This is a genomic window from Arthrobacter sp. B2060 (assembly GCF_059090445.1).
On sequence record NZ_JBNHFR010000008.1, the window covers coordinates 84,492 to 99,678 of the forward strand.

14 protein-coding genes are annotated in these 15,187 nt (G+C 65.6%); 5 read left to right on the forward strand and 9 right to left on the reverse strand.

Annotation, left to right across the window (positions count from 1 at the left end; genetic code table 11):
- Positions 1–77: 77 nt before the first annotated feature.
- The 6 genes from proC to AC5RUM_RS14745 form a co-directional block, all read right to left on the reverse strand.
- Positions 78–911: a pyrroline-5-carboxylate reductase gene (proC, locus tag AC5RUM_RS14720; protein WP_494035615.1), complete on the reverse strand. Its 834-nt coding sequence runs from the start codon at positions 909–911 to the stop codon at positions 78–80.
- Positions 912–1,410: 499 nt separating this feature from the next.
- Positions 1,411–2,421 carry a Ppx/GppA family phosphatase gene (locus tag AC5RUM_RS14725; RefSeq protein WP_494035616.1) on the reverse strand — a complete coding sequence of 337 codons (1,011 nt, stop codon included), beginning with the start codon at positions 2,419–2,421 and terminating at the stop codon, positions 1,411–1,413.
- Between the two features lie 73 nt (positions 2,422–2,494).
- Positions 2,495–2,944, reverse strand: a complete 450-nt coding sequence (locus tag AC5RUM_RS14730) for an SseB family protein (protein WP_494035617.1) — start codon at positions 2,942–2,944, stop codon at positions 2,495–2,497.
- A gap of 76 nt (positions 2,945–3,020) precedes the next feature.
- Entirely contained in the window at positions 3,021–5,744 is a 2,724-nt protein-coding gene (gene topA, locus AC5RUM_RS14735; protein WP_494035618.1) for a type I DNA topoisomerase, read from the reverse strand.
- Between the two features lie 125 nt (positions 5,745–5,869).
- Positions 5,870–6,469, reverse strand: coding sequence for an ArsR/SmtB family transcription factor (locus AC5RUM_RS14740; protein ID WP_494035619.1), 600 nt, complete (start codon positions 6,467–6,469; stop codon positions 5,870–5,872).
- Positions 6,470–6,614: 145 nt separating this feature from the next.
- A complete protein-coding gene (locus AC5RUM_RS14745) occupies positions 6,615–8,246 on the reverse strand; it encodes a DUF7059 domain-containing protein (RefSeq protein WP_494035731.1) in 1,632 nt (543 codons plus the stop codon).
- Positions 8,247–8,301: 55 nt separating this feature from the next.
- Here AC5RUM_RS14745 and AC5RUM_RS14750 point away from each other — a divergent pair, with 55 nt between their 5' ends.
- The 3 genes from AC5RUM_RS14750 to AC5RUM_RS14760 all read left to right on the forward strand — a co-directional run bounded on the left by AC5RUM_RS14750 (position 8,302) and on the right by AC5RUM_RS14760 (position 10,048).
- Positions 8,302–8,826, forward strand: coding sequence for a hypothetical protein (locus AC5RUM_RS14750; protein ID WP_494035620.1), 525 nt, complete (start codon positions 8,302–8,304; stop codon positions 8,824–8,826).
- 57 nt (positions 8,827–8,883) lie between these two features.
- On the forward strand, positions 8,884–9,327 hold the full coding sequence (locus tag AC5RUM_RS14755) for a DUF6023 family protein (RefSeq protein WP_494035621.1): 444 nt from the start codon (positions 8,884–8,886) through the stop codon (positions 9,325–9,327).
- Between the two features lie 151 nt (positions 9,328–9,478).
- On the forward strand, positions 9,479–10,048 hold the full coding sequence (locus AC5RUM_RS14760) for a hypothetical protein (protein WP_494035622.1): 570 nt from the start codon (positions 9,479–9,481) through the stop codon (positions 10,046–10,048).
- Between the two features lie 46 nt (positions 10,049–10,094).
- Here AC5RUM_RS14760 and trhO read toward each other — a convergent pair whose 3' ends face one another.
- Entirely contained in the window at positions 10,095–10,988 is an 894-nt protein-coding gene (gene trhO, locus AC5RUM_RS14765) for an oxygen-dependent tRNA uridine(34) hydroxylase TrhO (protein WP_494035623.1), read from the reverse strand.
- A 170-nt stretch (positions 10,989–11,158) separates the two neighbouring features.
- Between trhO and AC5RUM_RS14770 the strand changes: the two genes are divergently transcribed.
- The gene (locus AC5RUM_RS14770) at positions 11,159–11,851 is read left to right on the forward strand and encodes a GNAT family N-acetyltransferase (protein ID WP_494035624.1); all 693 of its coding nucleotides are present in this window, start codon (positions 11,159–11,161) and stop codon (positions 11,849–11,851) included.
- Between the two features lie 74 nt (positions 11,852–11,925).
- Positions 11,926–14,322: a DEAD/DEAH box helicase gene (locus AC5RUM_RS14775; protein ID WP_494035625.1), complete on the forward strand. Its 2,397-nt coding sequence runs from the start codon at positions 11,926–11,928 to the stop codon at positions 14,320–14,322.
- A 41-nt stretch (positions 14,323–14,363) separates the two neighbouring features.
- On the opposite strand, the gene AC5RUM_RS14780 is transcribed toward AC5RUM_RS14775, so the two are convergent.
- On the reverse strand, positions 14,364–14,765 hold the full coding sequence (locus tag AC5RUM_RS14780) for an Rv3654c family TadE-like protein (protein ID WP_494035626.1): 402 nt from the start codon (positions 14,763–14,765) through the stop codon (positions 14,364–14,366).
- On the reverse strand, positions 14,762–15,157 hold the full coding sequence (locus tag AC5RUM_RS14785; RefSeq protein ID WP_494035627.1) for a TadE family type IV pilus minor pilin: 396 nt from the start codon (positions 15,155–15,157) through the stop codon (positions 14,762–14,764). The genes AC5RUM_RS14780 and AC5RUM_RS14785 overlap by 4 nt, the downstream gene beginning before the upstream one ends.
- Positions 15,158–15,187: the final 30 nt, after the last annotated feature.

Here is a 15,187-nt window from a genome sequence, read left to right on the forward strand (position 1 = left end):
GGGTGGTGGCGCGGGTGGTGGGCCCACGCCCGCAGGGTTCCCTGACCGAGCTTGCGAGGTAAGGGCGCAGGTGGGGACTAGCCCAGCTGTTTGGTGATCTCGGCGGCGCGGTCCGCGGCGGCACGCGCCGCCGCCGCGATGATCGCCGGCATGCCGCGCTCATCGAAGGTGGCGATGGCGCGTTCGGTGGTGCCGTTGGGGCTGGTCACTGCCTTGCGCAAGGCGGCCGGCTCGGCACCGGGCTCTGCCAGCATCAGACCGGCGCCTGCCACGGTCTCTCGTGCCAGCAGCAAGGCCAGCTCCTCATCAAGTCCCAGCTCGACTCCGGCAGCCGCCATGGCTTCCGCGAGGTAGAACGCGTATGCGGGCCCGGAACCGCTGATGGCACCGAGGGCGTCCACCTGCTCTTCCGGAATTTCGACGACGGTCCCCACGGCGGAGAGGATGTCTTTGGCCTGCTGGAGCTGCTCGGGCGTGCAGTGGGTGCCTCCAGAAACCGACACGACGCCGCGGCCCAGCTTCGACGGTGTGTTGGGCATTGTCCGGATCACCGGCTGCCCCTGCGGCAGGGCGGCTTCCAGCTGGGCGATTGAGACGGCAGCAGCAACGCTGATGACAATGGTGTCCGGAGAAAGAGAACCACTGATTTCGCGGGCCAGGTCGGTAATCCCTACGGGCTTGACGCCGAGGATGACCACGTTGGATCCCTTAGCCGCCTGCTTATTGTTGTCCGGCTCTTCGGAACCGGCAATGGCGGTAATCCCGTGATGGCGCTCCGCCAGTTCGGCAGCGCGTTCAGCGCGCCGCACGGTGGCCACCACGTCCGTGGGGCTGGTACCCGCCTCGAGGAGACCGCCCAGGATGGCCTCGTTCATTGATCCACAGCCAAGGAATGCGATTCGGTTGCTCATTGCTCCATCATTGCAGTTCACCGCCGCGGATGCAGGCCGGCCTGCGTCATAACGGCACTCACAGGAAGCTCACATGTTTATCCGAGCTTGCTCACAACCTGGGGCAATAGCGTTGCTATTACCTCATTGAGGGTGCGAGTGATGGGCAAGCATGGGGATGCTTGCCGGGCACCGACGGCCTGCGGCGGTTTACCCGTTTTCCGCAGCAGACCGTCGGTGCTTTGGTTTAAAAAGCTGGCTGCGGCCCTTCCCAGCTGTCGTTCAGGAAAAATCCGCCAAACACCCATATTGGCTCGCTAGTGTTTCTAGTGCCTCACAAGGTGCGAGTGATGGAGCCGGTCCTTCGGGATCGGCGCGGCGCCGGTCGGTTGCAGGAGTGTTCCCCCAACTCCTTCTGCGAAACCGTCCGGCGCTTCACATTTAAGCAGTTCTCAAGTAGGCACGTCTTCAACAGGCACGGTCAGGTGGAACACTTCGTCCGACGCAGGGGCTCGCTGGCTTATCCGGCGGCCAAGGACTCCGTAGGCTGGGCGGATTCACGCTGAACGCCGCCGACATGCGGGGCCGGCTCCAGCGGGCCGTCAAAAACCAACTGGTCGAGGCGCCGCAGGATGAGGCCTTCACGCAGGGCCCAAGGGCAGATCTTAATCTTTTTGAACGCGAACAGTTCAAGGGCGGCCTCCGCCACCAGGGCGCCCGCAAGGAGCTGGTTGGCGCGCGCCTCCGAGACGCCCGGAAGATGCAGCCTGTCCTCGCTCTTCATCGCAGAGATGCGCTGCGCCCAGATGCCCAGGTCGGCGGCGTTCAGCTCGCGCTTCACGTAGGGTCCGGCACCACTCGGTGCCGAGCCTGCGATGCGGGCCAGCGAGCGGAAGGTCTTGGATGTACCGGCCACGACGTTGGCCCTGCCGATCGGGTCGAAGCTTCGGACTGCCGGCTTGAGCGTTTCCCGGATGTACCGCCGCAGCTCCTTGACGCTTTTGGCTGAGGGCGGATCCTCGTGCAGCCAGTCCCGGGTGAGGCGGCTGGCACCGAGGGGCACGGACGTGGCCAGCTCCGGAAGCTCGTCCTGCCCGGACGCCATCTCAAAGGAGCCGCCGCCGATGTCCAGGTTCAGGATGGGGCCAGCGCCCCAGCCGTACCAGCGGCGGACGGCAAAGAACGTCATGGACGCCTCTTCGCTGCCTGTCAGTTCCTGCAGCGTCACCGTCGTCTCGTGCTTGATCCGGGCCAGCACCGCCGGTCCGTTGGTGGCCTCGCGGATGGCCGACGTACAGAAGGCCAGCAGGTCATCAGCCTTGTGCCTCGCCGCAAATTCCCACGCCTCAAGGACGAACTCTGCCAGCTCATGCTGGCCGGCGTCGGTGATGTTGCCGTCGCCGTCGAGATACTGCACCAGGGACAGCGGCCGCTTGTGGGAGGCGAAAGGCACGGGGCGCGCGCCAGGGTGTGCATCCACCAGCAGGAGATGGACAGTATTGGACCCGATATCGAGGACGCCTAGCCGCATCCTGCCATTATTCCCCGAGGAACGTTGGCAGGAGCAATCCGAGCGGCCACATTTCGGTCAGGCCGAAGGGGCGCTATTCGCCTTCGAGTCCCGCGGGGTTGGCGTCGACGTCGTCAGCGCGCTTGAAGTCGCGCTTGATGTTGGCGATGCCCTCCGGGTTGATTTCAAATCCGTAGGCGGCACCAGGGTTGATGACCATGCCGAGCTCGTCCCCGATGTTCGCGATGATGGCTGCGCCCTGGGTCCCGAGAACGTTCGGGGCCGCGTCGAGGTATTCCTGGTCCACACGGCTGGGGTGCGAGAACACGGCAAGTACCGGCTGCCCCTCCGCGTTGCCCAGCACCAGCGGTTCAACCTGCGAGTCCTCGCCCTCAAGGGTGTCCGCACTGATGATGTAGACCTCGTTGTTGAGGAACGACAGGATGACGTCCACCGGGTTGGCGTCCGGCCGGTCCCCTTGAGCCAGCTTCTCCTCGAGGTCGTTCAGCGGCGTGGTGTCTGCGGGTCCGGGCTGTTCAGTCATGTCTCTACTCGACCACGTTGAGGTGCGAGGCGCAATTCCTCTCATCACCCGCCTGCCGGATGGGTGGGGCCCCCACCTACTTCTTTGCCGCGGCCTTCTTGGCCGGGGCCTTGCGGGTGGTGGTCCGCTTGACCGGCCCCTTGGCCCGCTTCTCTGCCAGCAGTTCGACGGCGCGTTCCCTGGTCAGTTCTTCCAGTGAAGTGCTGCGCGGCACGGTGATATTGGTGATGCCGTCGGTGATGTAGGGTCCGAAGCGGCCTTCCTTCACCACGATGTTCTTCTCCGAGACGGGGTCCGGACCGAACTCCGCCAGCGGGGGCACCGCCGCACGGGCTCCGCGCTGCTTGGGCTGGGAGTAGATCTCCAGGGCCTGTTCCAGCGTGATGGTGAAGATTTCCTCTTCCGAACCAATGGACCGCGAGTCCGTACCCTTTTTCAGGTACGGGCCGAACCGGCCGTTCTGGACCGTGATCACGTTGCCCTCAGCGTCTTCGCCGAGGACCCGCGGGAGGCTCATGAGCTGCAGTGCCTCATCCAGGGTGATGGATTCGACCGTCATGGACTTGAACAGGGAACCGGTGCGCGGCTTGGCCTTGACCGGTTTCTTCGGCGGCTTGGGCTTGCCGTTCTTGTAGTATTCCACGGGCAGGTTGGCCAGCTGTTCCTCGGTCATCTCGGGGATGATCTCGGTGACGTATGCGCCGTACCGCCCGTTCTTGGCGACAACAGTGTGACCTGTGTGGGGATCCTTGCCGAGGACCCGCTCCTCCGGGGCGGCTGTCTCCATCAGCTCCACGGCCTTGGCGGCAGTGAGTTCATCCGGAGCCAGGTCCTCGGGGACGTTGGCACGGGCGGCCTCCACGACCTCACCCGTTTTCGGATCCACGGTGGGGACGGAGCTCTCCAGGTACGGGCCAAATTTGCCGACGCGCAGCGTGATCCCGTCCGCGATGGGCACGGAGTTGATCTCCCGAGCGTCGATCTCGCCCAGGTTGTTGACGATGCTCAGCAGACCGGGGTCCGCGTCCTCGCCGTAGTAGAAGTGTTTGAGCCAGGCCGCGCCCACGGCCTGTCCGTTGGCGATCTTATCCAGGTCGCCTTCCATGTCCGCCGTGAATTCGTAGTCCACGTAATCCGTAAAGTGCTGCTCGAGGAGCCGCACCACGGAGAAGGCAATCCAGCTGGGTACCAGCGCCGAGCCCTGCTTACGCACGTAGCCGCGGTCCTGGATCGTGGAAATCGTGGAGGCATAGGTGGACGGGCGTCCGATGCCCTTCTTTTCCAGTTCGGCGGTGAGGGACGCTTCCGTGTAGCGAGGCGGCGGGGACGTCTCGTGGCCCACGGCGATGATGTCGGAGGCGGTGAGGGAGTCGTCCTTTGCCACGTTCGGCAGGCGGCGGGCCTCCTCAGAGTCCTCGTCCCCCCGGGTTTCGTCTTTCCCTTCCTCATAGGCGGCCAGGAAGCCGGGGAAGGTGATGACCGTGCCGGAGGCCGAGAACTCGGCGTCGCGGCCGTCGGCTGCCACTGCGCCGAGGCGAATAGTGGCAGTGGAACCCTTGGCGTCGCCCATCTGGGAGGCGACGGTGCGCTTCCAGATCAGCTCGTAAAGACGGAATTCGTCGCCGCTGAGCTGCTGCGCCACCTGGGCGGGGGTGCGGAAGGAGTCGCCGGCGGGGCGGATGGCCTCGTGGGCCTCCTGCGCGTTGGCTGCCTTGCTGGAGTAGACGCGGGGCGACTGCGGAATGTACTCGGGACCGTACAGTTCGGAGGCCTGCCGGCGGGCTGCCGTGACGGCTTCGTCGCTCAGCGCCGAGGAGTCCGTACGCATATAGGTGATGTAGCCGTTTTCGTACAGCCGCTGGGCGATCTGCATGGTGCTCTTGGACGAGAAGCGCAGCTTGCGGCCGGCTTCCTGCTGGAGCGTGGACGTGGTGAACGGGGCCGCCGGCCGGCGGGTGTACGGCTTCGTATCGACGGAACGGACCCGGAAGTCTGCGTTTTCCAGACCGGCCGCCAACGACGTGGCGAGTTCCTCGTTAAGGTGGACCGCGTTGCGGGCGGTGAGCACGCCGTCGTCGTTAAAGTCCCTGCCGCTGGCAACCTTGGCTCCGTCAACCGCGGCGAGCTTGGCCTTGAACGAACCGGACTCGGCACCGAACTGGCCGGTCAGGTCCCAGTAGGACGCAGCCTTGAAGGCCATGCGTTCCCGTTCACGGTCCACCACCATGCGGGTCACCACAGACTGCACGCGGCCGGCGGACAGGCCGCGGGCCACCTTGCGCCACAGCACCGGGGAAATCTCGTAGCCGTAGAGGCGGTCCAGGATGCGGCGGGTTTCCTGGGCGTCCACCAGAGCGGCGTCCACATCGCGCAGGTTGTCCATGGCGCGGTGAATGGCTTCCTTGGTGATTTCGCCGAAGGTCATCCGGTACACCGGAACCTTGGGCTTGAGCACTTCCAGCAGGTGCCACGCGATGGCCTCGCCCTCGCGGTCCCCATCGGTTGCGAGATAGAGCGCGTCGGCGTCTTTGAGCTGGGCCTTGAGTTCGGCGACCTTTTTCTTCTTGTCCGGCGAGACGACGTAGTAGGGCTTGAAGCCATTTTCGACGTCGACGGCGAACTTGCCCAGGGAGGTTTTCTTCAGGTCCGCGGGCAGCTCGGACGGCTGCGGCAGGTCGCGGATATGACCAATGGAGGCCTCAACGATGAAGCCCTCGCCCAGGTACTTGGCGATGGTCTTGCTCTTGGCCGGAGACTCCACAATCACGAGTTTCTTGCCGGTTTTGGCCTTGCTTGGCACTGTGCTCCTACAGAAAAAGATTGCTCGGGCAGATCAGCCCATATTGGCCTAGTTCACCATATTTTGCAGAATCCTGCGCAGTCATGTGGAAAACACGTGGGCACAGTCACTGCCAGGCAGCTTATCTAGGCGCGGTCGGCGGTGTCCTTCCGCCGCGGACCTTCCGGCGACCGGTCATCCGGAATCATGGACCACATGGTGGCGATCCTCTCGGCCTCGGGCGGTACGTTGCGGGGGTCCTCGAGCTCGTAGTTCCGCAGCAGTCCGAAGACCTTGTCGGTGAGTTCCCGCTGCTGCGCCGGGGTCAGATACAAGAGGTCAGTGGCGAGCACGACCGCTGTCGGCGGCTCGGCAGACTCGCCCCGCTTCCGCCGCTCATCCCGGGTCCTCGCGTAGGCGTTGGCGCGGCGGCGGAAGGCCTGCAGTTCGAGGTCGACAACGGCGAAGTCAGGGCTGGCCACCCCGCCGCCGGAATTGATGGTGAAGTCAGTGCCGGCCGCCTTCCAGCGCCGTTCCCGCGCATCTCCGGCAGTCTCCGCGGGCGCCACGATCCCCCATTTCTGCAGCGCCCTCAGATGGTAGCTCATCGCGCTCGGCGTGAGGCCGGTCTGCTGGGCAAGCTCGGTGGCCGTTCGGCTCGACTGGGTGGAGTACAGCTCGGAAATGACTTCCAGCCGCGCGGCATGGGCGAGCGCCCGGATTGCCTTGGGGTCTGTGATCTCCACTTTCTTTTCCGGCCGGCGCCTGCCCCTTGGCTGTATGTCCTCCTCACGGGGTGCCGTGCCGGTGGCAGATTGCGCGCGGGGCGTGTCTGTACTCACCCCTTAAGTTTAGTCAGCCCCCGGCAGTTGTGAAAGAAATGCTTGACATTCACTGTTCCTTCTTGGCCGGCAGCAGGAACCCGTCCCGGACGAGGTTGCCGACTTCCGCGAGCATGCCGCTGTGGAAGGCTTCGCTGTCGAAACCTTCGTATCCGCCCAGCAGGGCCTCCAGGGCGCCGATGATCTGCCCGGCCGAAAGGTCTCCGTCGCACGCCGAGACGAACCCGGCAAGCTCCGTGCTCAGCAGGTTCGTGCGGCGCAGCCCGGCACCCTGGCGCAACAGGATCACCCCGGGGTGTTCGGCGCCCGGGCGTTGGTGGCGTTCTTCGGTGACGTCGTCAGCAACGAGCAGGTGCGCGGCGGACAGGTCGTTCGCGGCCAGCCAGTCGATGCGGTCAACTGCAGCGCCGAGATGGGGACCGACAGGTTGCTCGATCGGGTACGTGATTTCCTCGAACCGGTGGATCCTGCGCGATCCTGCCGTGGGCCGCCGCAGCCAAATCATGCCGAAGCCGATTCCACCCACGTTCCGTGAGGCGAAGTCATCCAGATAGGCGGCGTAGGCCTCCTGGTAGTGCGCCCGGTCCCTGGTTTCCGAGGCATCCTGCAGCCAGGTCTCAGCGTACTGCTCCGGCCCGACCTGCTCCCGCTGGATAAACCACGCATCGATGTCCGGATTGGCCCAGCTTTGCGGCCGCTCCTCCCACGACTCCCCCGCGGTGATCTCCCAGTTGCCCAAAAGCTGGGCTGTTCCGCCAGGCGCCAGCACCTCCGGCAGTGATTTGACCAGCGAAGCCACGATCTCATCCCCGGGCAGGCCGCCGTCGCGGTAGGTGAACTGGTCTTTGGCTGCCTGCCCGGCGCTGCGGGGTGTGATGACGAAGGGCGGGTTGGAGACCACGAGGTCGAATTCCTGTCCGGCCACGGGCTCCAGCAGCGAGCCGAGCAGGAGGCTCACCCGCTCCTCGGGCCTCGACGGGTCCACATGGAGCGCCTCGGCATTGAGCAGGATGTTGAAGCGCGTGAAGGCCAGGGCCCGCTCCGAGATGTCCGTGGCGGTGACGTGCTCGCAGTGGTGCAGCAGGTGGAAGGTCTGGATGCCGCAGCCCGTGCCCAGATCCAGGGCGCGGCGGGCCTGCCGCCGGATGGTGGTTTGCACCAGAGTTGTAGAGGCCTGCCCGATGCCGAGGACGTGGTCGTGCCGGAGCACGCCGGGGCGCTGATGAGCGGCGAGGTCACTGGCCACCCAGAGTTCCGCGCCGCCGCTGCCAGATGCGCCTTCCCCTGCGGCAGCGTCCCAGGCATAGGGCCGGAGGTCGGCTATTGCCGTCACCCCGGCCGCCGCAACCTCCGCAAGCCCGAGTGAGACCAGGCCCTCTGCCCGGGTCCGCGGCAGGGCGGCATCGAGGGCTGCAGCCTCCTGCGGGACGGCCAGCAGCCAGAAACGCACGACGGCGGCCAGGGCCGCGGTGCTCGGCCCGCCATGGGAGGCTTCCTCGGTAACGATCAGCGCGGGGATGACCTGGTCACGCTCCAGCGCCGAATATGCCGAGGGGCCCAGCAGTCCGGCGACGCCGTCCACGGTGTAGTCCAGCTCCCGCAGGTCAGTGGCCAATGCCTGCAGGAGGTCCGGCAGGTCGCTGCGGGGTGCGTCGGGGGTATTGCCGGCAGCGAAGAGCATCGATTCGGTCACCGGGCCAGTCTATTTGTCGGAAGGGAAGACTAGAGTGGGGGCCATGCTCGGCACCCAAGCAGCGGCGGCAGGCCCGGAGTGGCTGCAGTATGTCGCGGCATTCGCTCCCCTCAGCACGCTGGCGGCGGCTGTGATCGCCGGCTGGATCGCTTGGCGGACGCTCGCCCAACGGCGCGAAGCGGACCGCCGGGACCAGTGGTGGCAGCGCACCCAGTGGGCTATCGACCTGGCGATGGACCGCGATTTCAGCCGGGCAGTGGTGGGCCTCATTACGCTCAGGCACCTGGCCGGGAGCGACCTTTGCACCGCCGAGGACTACGAGATGCTGGACAAGATCGGCGGCGCCAAGATCGATGCCCTCACACTGTCCGAGGAGAGCGCAGAACGGGACATGCAGCAGTCGCCGGCACCGCCGAAGCAGCCGCCCTCGGCCCGGGTCGACCTTATCCCCGTGGATCTCGGCTCCCGCGGCGAGCGGGTCTTTGCCGCCTCGCCCGGCATGGCGCAGGCGTTCGTGGAGGCAGACAGGCTTGTCGTTTTCGCGGCGGCGCGGCACCGCGGCCCCTGACGGGTGCGGGCCCCTTCCGCCGACGGTCGGCCCTCCTGCAACGGGTAAGTTGTAGGTATGGCTGAACGTTTCCCGGCGATGCTCCGCGCCCTCTCGGGGGCAGCGGCCGTTGCCTGCATCCTGCTCGTCCTTCCGGCCTGTTCTCCTGTGGTGTCCATCGAAAATGCCGACGTTCCCGCGTGGAAAGCCACGGCATTGCCCTCTGCCAGGGACTCGGTTCTGGAGGACGCGGGCAAGATCCTCAACCGCGACAGGATCATCCGGGAAGCAGCCAGCGTGCCGGCGGGCCGCTACACCTTGACCGCAACGTGTGAAGGTGGCGGCAAGGCCTTCTTTGAAGTGTCGCTCGACGGGCGGCAGCTTGCCGATGCCGGGGCGGCCTGTAACGGGAGCCGGGAGATAACGAAGATCACCGTCGCCACACCCGGGGCCTTGGAAATCAGCACCTCCAGCGTCGATGCACCGCTCATTTATGCCTACCAGCTGGTTCCGGCCAGGTAGCCCGTCGACGAGGAAGACAGGCTCCGTCCAAAGGCGCTCAGCGGGGCTAATGCCGGAACCGGCCGGGGTGGTGCAAATAGCGCTTGCGCGGCGCGCCGGTTGCCTTGCATTGGCTCTGGTCCCCTGCGTCCGCCGGGCTTAAAGTCGGTGTATGCCCACAGTGCGGATGACCTCCGTGCGCAATCTCTCCAGGCGGGCACCGCGGGTTCCGCCTCTGCGGATCCGGGCAGCCGGCGTCGTGCTTTTCCTTGCGCTTACTTCCGGCGCTGTCCTGACCGGCTGCGAGTACGACTATGACGACGGCCGTGGCGCACTTCCCGCCGACACCTCACCTCCCGTGACCGATGCGGCGCTGCCCCGGGATCCACTGCAGGACCTCCCCGTATCGGGCCCAGAGCTCGACGAATGGGCGCGCGAGGTACTGCCCGACTCCGCCGGTGAGGTCGTTTACACCGATTACGGGACCGTCGAAGGGGACGAAGAAGAGAAAACGTCCACCGGGAAGCTGGGCAGCGGCACCTACGCCCTGACCCTTGCCTGCCGCAGCGAACGGCGGGTCTCGTTCACGGTCCGCGATTCCGAGTTCGCCCTGGTGGATCTGAGCCTGCGCTGCGGCACCTCCAGGGTGAATGTCGTGCACCTCTCAAAGGCCTCGGCACTGCGGATAACGGTGGAGGCGAGAAGGGATGCCAACTTCGCCCTCAAGATAAGCCGGCTCTGAACGGCCGCTTACACGGCGGGCAGGCCTGCCCACCTGGCCCGTGCCGTCAGGCGGCACAACCCTGCGGGCAGCGCAGGGTTTCCGGGCTGGCGGCACACTCGGCGCAGTACAGCGTCAGGGTGCGGCAGCTTAGGTTGGAGCAGTTCTCGAATTTACTTGTCGGCGACGCGCAGCGGACGCATTCGCCGATGGTTTTCGCGTCTTCGCTGAACTCAAGGTGCATGCGCTTGTCGAAGACGTACAGCGAACCTTCCCAGAGTCCCTGGTCCTTGAAGGTTTCGCCGTAGCGCACGATCCCGCCGTCGAGCTGGTACACCTCTTTAAAGCCCCGGTTCACCATGAGGCTGGAGAGCACCTCACAGCGGATGCCGCCCGTGCAGTACGTGACCACCGGCTTATCCTTCAGTGCATCGTATTTGCCGGACTCGAGTTCCTTGATGAAGTCATGCGTTGTGGCAACATCCGGGACAACCGCGTCCTTGAACTTGCCGATCTGCGCCTCGAAGGCGTTGCGCCCGTCAAAGAACACGACTTCCTCGCCGCCCTCCTTCTTGGCGTCCACCAGCTGGTGGAGTTCCTCAGGCTTCAGGTGTTTGCCGCCGCCCACGACGCCGTTCTCGTCCACCTTCAGCTCGCCCGGGGCGCCGAAGGAGACGATCTCGTCCCGGACTTTGACGCTGAGACGGGGGAAGTCCTCGGCGCCGCCCTCCGACCACTTCACGTCAATGCCATGAAAGCCCCTGTATTCGCGGGTAGTCTTGACGTACTGCTTGACGGCGTTGAGCTCACCGCCGACCGTGGCGTTGATGCCGTCTTTGGAGATCAGGATGCGCCCGGTCAGGCCCAGTTTCTCGCACAGGGCGCGCTGCCAGAGCCTGACGGCGTCAGGGTCTGCGATGGGGGTAAAGCCATAAAAAAGGACGATTCGGTTCAAAGCCACGTATTTAAGGGTACTGGCTGTAGAGAAGGCACCGGAATCCCGCAGGCGCGGCCGCGAAGCCTTCGGAGGCGCTAAAAGCGCGCGTGGAGGTGTGGCTGAACCCCATCACAATTGAATAAGCAAGTGCCAAAGCTCTGTTACTTGTGACAGTGCTGGAATAGTCTCATCACATGACGCCAGAAGCCATGGTTGGAGACATCACGCATCTGCTGGAAGTCTGGGTAGCCGGCTGGGCCGGCTGCCGGGGCTATGAGACGCGCACTGAGGGACGGTTCCCTGCCGCCCTCCGCGCCGACACAACCGGGGAATGGGAGTATTTTGCTTCCGATCCTTCCGACGCTGAGTTTGCCGACCTTGCAGAGAAGACGGCCGAGGCGCCATCGCGCGTGCTGACCATCTTGACCAACGATGTTGACCGGTACACGGTTCTCGCGCAGCAGCACGGGCTTAATGTCACATCAGCGTCCCAAACCATGATGGTCGTGGACATGGAGACACAGGACGCCGAGGACCCGTGGCTTTCCGACGACGAACTGACGCTCGAACTGTCCGAATCCAACGGCGTGCATCATGCGGTCGTGCGGTCCGGAGATGCCCTCGCTGCCAGCGGACAGGTGCTCGTGATCAACGGGACGGCCGTGTTCGACAAGATCGTGACCGAGCCGGATTTCCAGCGGCGCGGGCTGGGCAGCTTCATCATGAAGGCCCTGGCCGCCCAGGCGTTTGAGCACGACGTGGAGGACGGCCTGCTGCTTGCCTCGCTCGACGGACAAAAACTCTATTCGCACCTGGGCTGGACCTCGGTGTGCCATGTCCTGATGCTCTCCGCGTCGGACGAAGGCTCGGACCTCTCTGTCGCCTGACGCGCTTCCCTCCGGCTGAGTACTTCCACCGCCGCGATGTCCGCCGGCGCTTGGGCAGGTGAAAGAATGTTGGGGTGAACCCCCATGACTCGCTGATTTCCTTGTTGGGCCGCGGCCCGAACCCGGAGCAGCTGCGCCATGTGCGGACCATCCCGGCGCGCGAGGCGGTGCACGACCCGTGGCCTGCATGGGCCCATCCCGACCTCGTGGCCGCGTACGGCGAGCTGGGCATCCAGCAGCCATACCGGCACCAGGTTCAGGCAGCCAACATCGCCCACTCCGGCGGGCACGTTGTGGTGGCTACCGGCACGGCGTCCGGAAAGTCGCTGGCCTACCAGCTTCCTGCCTTGGACGCGATCCACCGCTCAGAGCTGCGGGTACTCTCCGAGCCGGGCAAGATACACGAAGACGGTGCTGTAGCGCTGTACCTGTCTCCGACCAAGGCGCTCGCAGCGGACCAGCTAGCCGCGATCCGCTCGCTGAGGCTGCCCACGGTCCGGGCAGAAACCTACGACGGCGACACTGACCAGGCGTCCCGGCGCTGGATCAGGGACCACGCCAACGTCATCCTGGCCAACCCCGACATGTTGCACTTCGGGATCCTGCCCAACCACGCCTGGTGGGCTGGTTTCTTCCGGCGTCTGCGGTACGTGGTTGTGGACGAGGCACACAGCTACCGCGGCGTCTTCGGCTCCCACGTGGCCAACCTGATGCGCAGGCTCCGTCGGATCTGCGCCTACTACGCGGGTCCCTCCTCCCCCGGCCCCGTCTTTATTGCAGCCTCCGCCACCGCGTCGGACCCGGAAAAGTCCTTCGGGCGGCTCATCGGGGCCCCCGTCCAGTCCGTCGCAGAAGATTCCTCCCCGCACGGTTCCACCACAGTGGCCTTCTGGGAACCTGCGCTGACCGAGGTGCGCGGCGAGAACGGTGCCAAGGAACGCCGGACGGCGGTGGCCGAAACAGCGGACCTGCTGGCCAACCTCGTCTCATCACGGACCCGGACGATCGCCTTCATTAAGTCCCGGCGGGGCGCGGAAACCATTTCGTCCATCACGAAGCGCCTGCTCGATGAGGTTGACCCCAGCCTGCCCCAGCGGGTTGCCGCCTACCGCTCCGGATACCTCCCCGAGGAGCGGCGCGCATTGGAAAAGGCTCTGCGGACGGGCCAGCTGCTGGGCATTTCGAGCACCTCAGCCTTGGAATTGGGCATCGATATCTCCGGCCTCGATGCTGTGCTGGTTGCCGGCTGGCCCGGGACGAGGGCTTCCCTGTTCCAGCAAATAGGCAGGGCCGGGCGAGCCGGGCAGGATGCCATTGCGGCCTTCGTAGCCAGCGATGACCCTTTGGATACGTATCTGGTGAACCACCCTGAGGCGATCTTCGATGTATCGGTGGAGGCAACTGTCTTCGATCCCTCGAATCCCTACGTTCTCGGCCCGCACCTGTGCGCCGCAGCCGCCGAACTTCCCCTGGGCCCTGCCGAACTTCCACTGTTTGGCGGCACCGCGGAGAAACTGCTCGGCCAGCTTGTAGAGCGGGGGTATTTGCGGCGGCGCCCTGCCGGCTGGTTCTGGACCCATCCCCAAAGTGCGGCAGCCATGGTGAACCTCCGGGCCGACGGGGGCGGTCCGGTGAGCATCGTGGATGCCGACACCGGGTCCCTCCTGGGCACCATGGGCTCCCCGCAAACCCACTACCAGGCGCACACCGGCGCGGTCTACGTCCACCAAGGTGACAGCTATGTGGTTGAGGACCTGAACGAGGACGAGCACTGCGTGGTGGTTCGCCGCGCGAATCCGGACTACTACACCACCGCCCGGGACATAACGCAGATCGATGTGCTGGAGACCGACCGCACGGCGCAGTGGGGTGACGTTGCCGTCCATTTCGGTGATGTGAAGGTGACGACTCAAGTGGTTTCCTTTCAGCGCAAAGCCCTCATTTCAAACGAGGTCCTGGGTGAAGAGCCCCTCGAACTGGGGGCCCGAGACCTGTTCACGAAGGCTGTCTGGTTCGTCATGGATAACCGGTCCCTCACGGGTGCCGGCCTGGTCGAGGCCCAGTTCCCCGGTGCCCTTCACGCAGCGGAGCACGCGGCCATCGGGCTGCTGCCGCTCGTGGCGTCCAGTGACCGCTGGGACATCGGCGGCGTCTCGACGGCGATCCACGCCGACACTGGGGTGCCCACCATATTTGTCTACGATGGGCACCCCGGCGGTGCGGGCTTTGCCGAACGCGGCTTCGAAAAGGCCAAGGTATGGCTGACGGCCACACGTGATGCCATCAAGGCCTGTGAGTGCGACTCCGGATGCCCGTCCTGTGTCCAGTCGCCCAAGTGCGGCAACAAGAACAACCCGCTGGACAAGGACGCAGCCGTGACGTTGATCGACGTGCTGTTGAAGGATGCCACCGAGACCGCCCGACCGTCCGCGGAGTTTGCGGCAGCCGCCGTTGTCCCCGACGCTGGCTAGCTCTGGCACCGGCTAGGTCCGATGCCGGCTGGGCCCGCCGGCTAGGGAGGAGGTCCCGCCCGCGCGTGGCCGGCGGCGGCCCCCAGGAGCGTACGGGCCACAAGTTGAGTGCGCACTTCCACGGTCTGATCACCTCCCTCCGTGCACGTGAGGAGCCGCGCGTCGTGCCGGGCGGCGACCGCGGCGGCAACAGCGCATGGTTCACCCACTGAAACGCCGCGGAGCGCGTCCGCTGCGGCGAGCGCAGCAAGGTCCGCTGCCGCTGCGGCCTGGGAAGCCATTACGGCCGACTGCGCAAGCAGGAGGCTCATGGACATCGCCAGAATGACCACCATCCCCAGACCGGCAGCAAGGACTGTGCCAGATCCCCGCTCAGACTGACGCCGCTCAGACCGACGCCGCTGAGACGGATGCCGACCGACCCGGCACCGGCCCCCGTTCACACCGGTGTCCTTGATCGAGGCTTGTTCTGCAGACTGGCGGCGCTGGCGTTGCGGATCCCGGGAATCCGGAACGCCGCCGCTTCCCCCCGGGCTTCGGCCTTCGCGGTCAGTGTCCACGGCACCACGGCTCCGAGGGGACCGGCCGTGCGGTCCGTCACGGTGACGCTCAGCCATTCGCCGTCGCTTACCACCACGGATGTGGCCGAGGCGCCGGCCAGCTTGCGGACAATGCCGTCAATGGTGGCCGGTTCTTCGCCGCGTGCAAGGGCTCTGGCGCCGGCGCGGGCAGCTTCCTCCAGCCGGAGCTGGGTGATCCCTGCTGCAGACCCCGCCAAGAGCATGACCAACAGCATGAGGACTGCAGGCAGTGCGACCGCAAATTCAGCCGTCACGGCGCCGCGGCTGTCAGTTGTGCGGCCCCT